Annotated in this window: 7 protein-coding genes; 2 read left to right on the top strand and 5 right to left on the bottom strand. The window is 63.1% G+C overall.

From position 1 onward, the window contains the following. The coding region (locus DBR24_RS30750; protein WP_177490708.1) for a collagen-like triple helix repeat-containing protein at positions 1-495 on the top strand (495 nt) is incomplete at its 5' end. A gap of 133 nt (positions 496-628) precedes the next feature. Beyond that, entirely contained in the window at positions 629-2299 is a 1671-nt protein-coding gene (locus DBR24_RS30745; RefSeq protein WP_128616555.1) for a ShlB/FhaC/HecB family hemolysin secretion/activation protein, read from the top strand. A 107-nt stretch (positions 2300-2406) separates the two neighbouring features. Here DBR24_RS30745 and DBR24_RS30740 read toward each other — a convergent pair whose 3' ends face one another. From DBR24_RS30740 to DBR24_RS30720, 5 genes are all read right to left on the bottom strand, one after another. Continuing rightward, entirely contained in the window at positions 2407-2688 is a 282-nt protein-coding gene (locus DBR24_RS30740; RefSeq protein ID WP_123471089.1) for a DUF3613 domain-containing protein, read from the bottom strand. A gap of 11 nt (positions 2689-2699) precedes the next feature. Beyond that, positions 2700-3395 carry a tetratricopeptide repeat protein gene (locus DBR24_RS30735; RefSeq protein ID WP_128616554.1) on the bottom strand — a complete coding sequence of 232 codons (696 nt, stop codon included), beginning with the start codon at positions 3393-3395 and terminating at the stop codon, positions 2700-2702. A 10-nt stretch (positions 3396-3405) separates the two neighbouring features. Then, on the bottom strand, positions 3406-4296 hold the full coding sequence (locus DBR24_RS30730; RefSeq protein WP_123471086.1) for a type II secretion system F family protein: 891 nt from the start codon (positions 4294-4296) through the stop codon (positions 3406-3408). Continuing rightward, positions 4293-5177 carry a type II secretion system F family protein gene (locus DBR24_RS30725; RefSeq protein WP_128616553.1) on the bottom strand — a complete coding sequence of 295 codons (885 nt, stop codon included), beginning with the start codon at positions 5175-5177 and terminating at the stop codon, positions 4293-4295. The genes DBR24_RS30730 and DBR24_RS30725 overlap by 4 nt, the downstream gene beginning before the upstream one ends. Positions 5178-5187: 10 nt before the next feature. Beyond that, positions 5188-6058: CpaF family protein (locus DBR24_RS30720; RefSeq protein ID WP_256592039.1), on the bottom strand; the 871-nt coding region annotated here is incomplete at its 5' end.

Raw genomic sequence — 6058 nt, 5'->3', positions numbered from 1 at the left:
GTGGTCAACGTCGGCAGCGGCCTGAACGCCGGCAACACCAACGGCGCGGTCAGTGCCGGTGGTGTCGCGGTAGGCGGACTGGGCAACACCATCGCCTCGCTCAACACCGTGCTCGGCGGTTCCGGTACACCGATCACTGGCACCACTGCACCGCTGGCGGGAGTGGGCAACAGCGTCGGTACGGCACTTAATCCAGTGACCACCGCGGTCACCGGTCTGACCCAAAACGTCGGCGCTGCAACCGGTCTCGGCACTCCGGTCGCCGGTCTCATCGGTCAGGTCGGCGGCGCGGTCAGCAATGTCGGCGCCACCATCGCGGCCACCAACAATCCGGTGACCACAGCAGTCGGCGGTCTGGTCAGCAACGTCGGAGCCACTGTCGGCGCAGTCGGTGGCCTGGTCAACGGCGGCACCGCCACCGGAGGCACGGCAACCGGCGGACTGGGCGGCGTACTGGGCGGCCTGACTGGCACCCTGGGAGGCAACAAACGCTAAATTGCACCTGGCCGATTCGACGGCCTCACCTACAGCGCCTACGCTTGGTTGAGGGCGGAAGACTCCGACGAGTCTTCCGCTTTTTTCTTAGGAAAAAACAGCCCTGTGCTGCGACCTGACCACGGAGTGTCCTATGCGCGTAATGGCATCCCTGCTGTTCCTCAGTCTCAGTTCCGCCGCTTTCGCCGACACCCTGCCCAGTTTTCTCAACAGCAACGAAACCATCCGCAACCTGCCCGTACCGAACCTGCCCGCCGATGCCTATCGGCCGGCCGCCACCCCGGTGCTCGTGCCGGAACCCGGCGCGGCCACTGCGCAGCCGCTGATGCTGGAAACCCGAATCAACCTGAAAACGGTGCAGATTGAAGGCGGTACGATCTACCCGCTCAACGAGTTGGCCGAGATCTACAAACCCCTGATCGGTCACCCGACCAGCCTCGCCGATCTGATCGAAGCCACCCGCAACATCACCCGCCGCTATCAACAGGACGGCTATCTGCTGTCCTACGCGTTTTTGCCCCAACAGAAGTTCGACGACGGCGTGGCGCGGGTGGTGTTAGTTGAGGGTTATGTCCGGGATATCCAGATGCAGGGCGATGTCGGGCGGGTCAAAGGCCTGCTCGACGAACTGGCGGCGAAAATCCAGGCCGAACGGCCGCTGACCCGCAAGACTTTCGAGCGCTACACCACGCTGATGACCCGCATTCCCGGGGTGACGGTACAGGCCCAGGTGCCACCGCCGGGCACCACCGACGGCGCCACCACCCTGGTCGCCCAGGCCAGCCGCAAACCCTTCACCAGCACCCTGAGCACCACCGAAGACAATCGCAATGGCACCCAGGCATTGCTGGGTGTCAGCAGCAACTCACAGACGTCGATGGGTGAGCAACTGACCCTCAGCGGCCTGTTTCCGCCGGGGGACGATCACGAGCATTACTACCGCCTGGACTACAACCAGTTCCTCAACAGTGAAGGCACCCAGTTGAGCCTGTTTGCCTCGCGCTACCGCGCCGACCCGGGTACCAATCTGGTCACCAGCGACGGCTTCGAACTCAAGCCGCACAAGGAAGACGACCGTTACTCGATCGGTGTCAGCCACCCGTTCATCGCGGCGTCCAACGAACTGCTCAATGCCGGCGCGCGGCTGTATGCGGTCGATAGCAGCACCCGCTATAACGTGATCGGCTTCCCCCTGAGCATCGAGGAACGGACCGACGTCCGCGCCCTCGCTTTCGAAAGCGACTGGCGCAAGGCCGATGCCCGCCGGTTGCGGATTCTCAGTGGCGGTGTGTATCAGGGCCTCGACAGCATGGGCGCCCATAGCAACAACCCGGCGCTGGACCTGAACTTCCTGCGCCTACGCCTTTCCGGCGTGCAGAGCGACAAATTCCTCGACAACTGGCAAGGCGTGCTCTCGGCGGCGGGGTACTGGAGCGATGACACCCTGCCCGACAGCGAGCGCGCAGTGTTTGGCGGGCAGAACTTCGGTCGGGGCTACCCGGACGACCAGGCCTCCGGCGACAAAGGCTGGGGCGCGGCGTACGAGGTCAACTACAGCTTCAATCGTGATGGCAGCTGGGTGCGCATCCTGCAGCCGTACGTGGTACTGGATCGCGCGAAAACCTGGTTCAACCAACTGGCGGTGCAGAGCAGCGACCTGTCATCGGCAGCCATCGGCCTGCGGTTTGGCGACGCCAAGTACTACAACATCGCGCTGGAGGCAGCGAAAGCGATGTCCGATGAAGCGCTGGACACCCACAACCGGCGCATGAGGTACAGCATCAGCTTCAGTTATCAGTTGTAGGGCAAGCCCTGCGAGTTTGACCGAGTGCCCTCGCTGGCAGGCCGGCTCCCACAGGGGGATTACATCCTCCTGTGAGGCCTGCCTGCTGGCGATCAACAACGCACGACCTAAGGTGTCCCGCCCCCAGATCCACTGTCGACCTTGCCACCCTGCTGCTGATCGTAGAACTCTGGAATATCGTGCTGGTAACTTTTCAACCAGCGCTGCATGGCCAGCTCGCGCTCGGTCGGGGTGACGGTTTGCAGGGTCGGCGAAGGCACCTTGTTGCGCGCCTGCAACTGCAACCAGCCTTCGGTTTCCTGTTGCTCGGCCGAAGCCGGGCCCGCGTCGATGGCATGACTGACCAAGGGCAAGGCCAGCAGACTGAAGCAGACAATCGCAGCTCTCATCGCAGTTCTCCTTATTTGAGCATGGCCGTGACAGCGGCCGGGGCCGGGACTTTCGCCGACACCTTGAGCTGTTCCGCGCGCCTCTGCGCTTCGCTGAATTGCTCGGGGCTCAGGCCGAGGCGACTGACCAGTTCACCGGCACGGTTCCAGTCATCCTGATACAGCAACAGCGTGACCAGATTCAGCGCGGCCAGTTGATCGCTTTGCTTGAGCTCCATGGCCGTCAGGAATTCGAAGCGCGCGTCTTCAATGCGCAGTTGGTTGAGGTAGACCACGCCGAGGTCATTGCGGATTTTTTCGTCGGTCGGCGCCAACCGTGCGGCACGTTGCAGATGCGCTTGAGCCTGACCGTAATCGGCCTTGGCCGCCGCCAGTTGACCCAGACCGTGCTCGGCCTCGGCCGCCAGGCAACTGCCGAGCAGGCCTCGATAAAGCGGCTCGGCCTCACTGCGGCCGAGCAAGCGGTAAACCCGGGCCTTGCGCAGGCGCACGTCGGCGAGGTTGTCCGGCAGGCTCTGCAGGTTGGCAAGGCTGGCGTGCAGCTTGCCGTCCTTGACCATATCGTCGGCGAGGTTCAGCGACAGTTGTTGCTCGGAACTCAATTGGCCGCAGCTGGCGTTACTGCTCAGCGCCGCCCAAGGGGTCTGCCCGGTATTGGCACAGCCCCCGAGCAACAGAAGACAGGTACCTGCAATCATTGCTTTCATTACGATCCCTCTAGGCTCCCAGGGCCTTGGCCAGGGCGGTGAAGCCCGGACCGGCCAGGACGATCAATAACGCCGGGAAGAGAAACAGCATCATCACGACGGACATTTTGGCGGACATTTTCGAGATGTATTCCTGCAACCGGGTCAGGCGGCGGTCGTCGAGCAATTGCTTGAGTGACAGCAACGATTTCATCGCGCCGCCGCCCTGATGCAGCAATTGCTGGAGGATCACGCAGGTGTCAGTGAACTCGTCCACCGCCAGCAGTTGCGTGGCCTTGTTCAGTTCTTCACCCAGCTCAAGGCCCGAGTCGACCCGCGCCAGCACCAGGCGCAACTCTTGCGTCAAGACCGGCAGCAACGCCTGGGCCTCGTGACTCAAGACCCGCAACGCCTGCTCCACGGCCATGCCCGACTCGAAGAGAATGCGCAGCAGCGGCAGGAACGTAGCGATCTCGCTCGCCAGGCGTTTCTGCCGACGCGCCACCGCCATTACCAAAAGGCGCTTGGGCAGCAGGTAGCCAACGCCGAGGGCGAACAATGGCGCGATCCATTGTTTCTCTACAGACGTAAAGAACACCCCTTGCAGCAACACCACCACCGCGAGCATCAACAGCGGCGCGCCGATCTGGCAGGCAGCGAACAGCGAGCGCTGACGCGCACTGCGCCAGCCCAGGCGGCTGAGCAGGGTCTGGGTTTCATTGTCGAGCTTGACGCTGTGCTGGCCCACCCGGCTCTCGCCAAGCACTTGCAGCAGGTTGCCAAAACGGTTCTCGCGGCTCAGTTCGCCGTCGAGCCGGCGGCTGATCTGGCGGCTGCGCCGACGCTGCTCCAGCAGGTTGGCAATCAGCAGCACTGCGGCACCGAGCAAGCATAAAGCGCTGATCATCAGGGGTGTGGTCATAGGCTGCGCAACATCCGCCAGAGCAACAGACTGCCGATCACCTGCATGCCGAACGCCGAGGCGAGCATGCGCTGCCCGGACGGGTCGTGCCACATGGCAACCAGGTACACCGGATTGGACATCAGGAAATAGCCGGCCATGGCGATCGGCAATAGTCCCAGCACCCAGGCGGTGAGGCGGGTTTCGCCGGTCATAGCGCGCAACTGGCGCGAGGCCTGGTCACGTTCGCGGATCATCTTGATCAGGTTTTCCAGCAACTCGCTGGCGTTGCCGCCGTAGCGGTGATTGACCTTGAGGCCGAGGGCGAACAGACGAAACTCATCCTTCTCGTAGAACTCGGCCAGATCCGCCACGGCGTCCGGCAGGCTCACGCCCAACTGCACATTGCGCTGAACCCGGCCCATGGCATTTTTCAGCGGATCTTCACTGGCTTCGATGCCGCCAAGCACGGCATCGGCCAGCGTGCGCCCGGACTTGAGACTGCGCACGGTGTGGTCGAGCAGTTGTGGCAGTTGTTCGATCATCCGCCGCAATCGACGCTGGTAACGCCAACTGACATACAGGCGCAAAACCACCGGCGGCAACGTCAGCAGCACCAGCAAGCCAATCCATCCGGCGATGGCAAAGCCGATCAGTGTCGCAAACGCCCACAACAGCAGCCACACGCCGAGTCGATCCGTCGGACGCCCCAGACCCGCGCGTAGAAATGTCCGGTCCAGACCGGCCCAGCGCGGAACTTCGCCAGCCCGTTGCGGCTGCCCCTGACTCAGCCGGTCGAGCACGCGCTCCGCGCCACTCTGGCGCCAGCTGTTATAGAACAGGCGCAGCGACAGACCGAGCAACGCCAGGCAAATCACGATCAGCAACAGCGGTTTGAGCATGCTGTGCCCCTCAATGCGAATGCGCCGGTTCGCGGCGCAATTTGTCACCGGCCGGGTTGACCGCTTCGCGCAGAAAGCCGAAACCGGTGCGACGGTCGAGGCGGAACAAGGTGTTGGTGACATAGATGTCGTCGCGCACGCCAACCACTTCCACCACTTCGCTGACGCAGCGGCGACCGTCAGGCATGCGGGTCAACTGAATGATCACGTCGAGGGCTGCGCAGATCATCTGGCGCAACGTACGTTCGGCGATGGAACGCCCGGTAAGGCCCACCAGTGTCTCCAGCCGGAGCAAGGCATCCTGGGCGTTGTTGGCGTGTACGGTGCTCATCGAGCCGTCATGACCGGTGTTCATGGCGGTCAGCACATCGACCACTTCGACCCCGCGAATCTCGCCGAGGATGATCCGGTCCGGGCGCATCCGCAGGGCGTTGCGGATCAGGTCGCTGGGCTTGACCTCACCGTGGCCCTCGGCATTCGGTGGTCGGGTTTCCAGGCGCACGACGTGCGGGTGGCCCAGCTGTAATTCGGCGACGTCTTCGATGGTCACCAGCCGTTCATGGGGATTGATCAACTGGCTGAGAATATTCAGCAGCGTGGTTTTCCCGGTGCCGGTACCGCCGCTGATGAGGATATTGCAGCGCTTGCCGACGGCTTCCTCGATAAAGTCGAAAATCGCCTGATCGATGGTTTGCATCGCCATCAGGTCGGTGCTTTTGAGCATGTCCTTGCGAAACTTACGGATCGACAGGCAGGGGCCGTCGAGGGCAATCGGCGGGATGATGGCGTTGACCCGGCTGCCATCGGGCAGCCGCGCGTCGACCATCGGCGACGACTCGTCGAGGCGACGCCCGAGCGGGGCGAGGATGCGTTGCATCACC

It is taken from the genome of Pseudomonas sp. HMWF006 (assembly GCF_003061205.1).
Taxonomy (GTDB): Bacteria; Pseudomonadota; Gammaproteobacteria; order Pseudomonadales; family Pseudomonadaceae; genus Aquipseudomonas; species Aquipseudomonas monsensis.
Note: the sequence above shows the minus strand (reverse complement) of the source record. Positions and strands in the feature narration are given on the sequence as shown.

Coding starts and splice junctions, on each gene's coding strand:
- DBR24_RS30730 (WP_123471086.1), bottom strand. CDS start 4,296: ATGACCACACCCCTGATGATCAGCGCTTTATGCTTGCTCGGTGCCGCA.
- DBR24_RS30740 (WP_123471089.1), bottom strand. CDS start 2,688: ATGAGAGCTGCGATTGTCTGCTTCAGTCTGCTGGCCTTGCCCTTGGTC.
- DBR24_RS30735 (WP_128616554.1), bottom strand. CDS start 3,395: ATGAAAGCAATGATTGCAGGTACCTGTCTTCTGTTGCTCGGGGGCTGT.
- DBR24_RS30745 (WP_128616555.1), top strand. CDS start 629: ATGCGCGTAATGGCATCCCTGCTGTTCCTCAGTCTCAGTTCCGCCGCT.
- DBR24_RS30725 (WP_128616553.1), bottom strand. CDS start 5,177: ATGCTCAAACCGCTGTTGCTGATCGTGATTTGCCTGGCGTTGCTCGGT.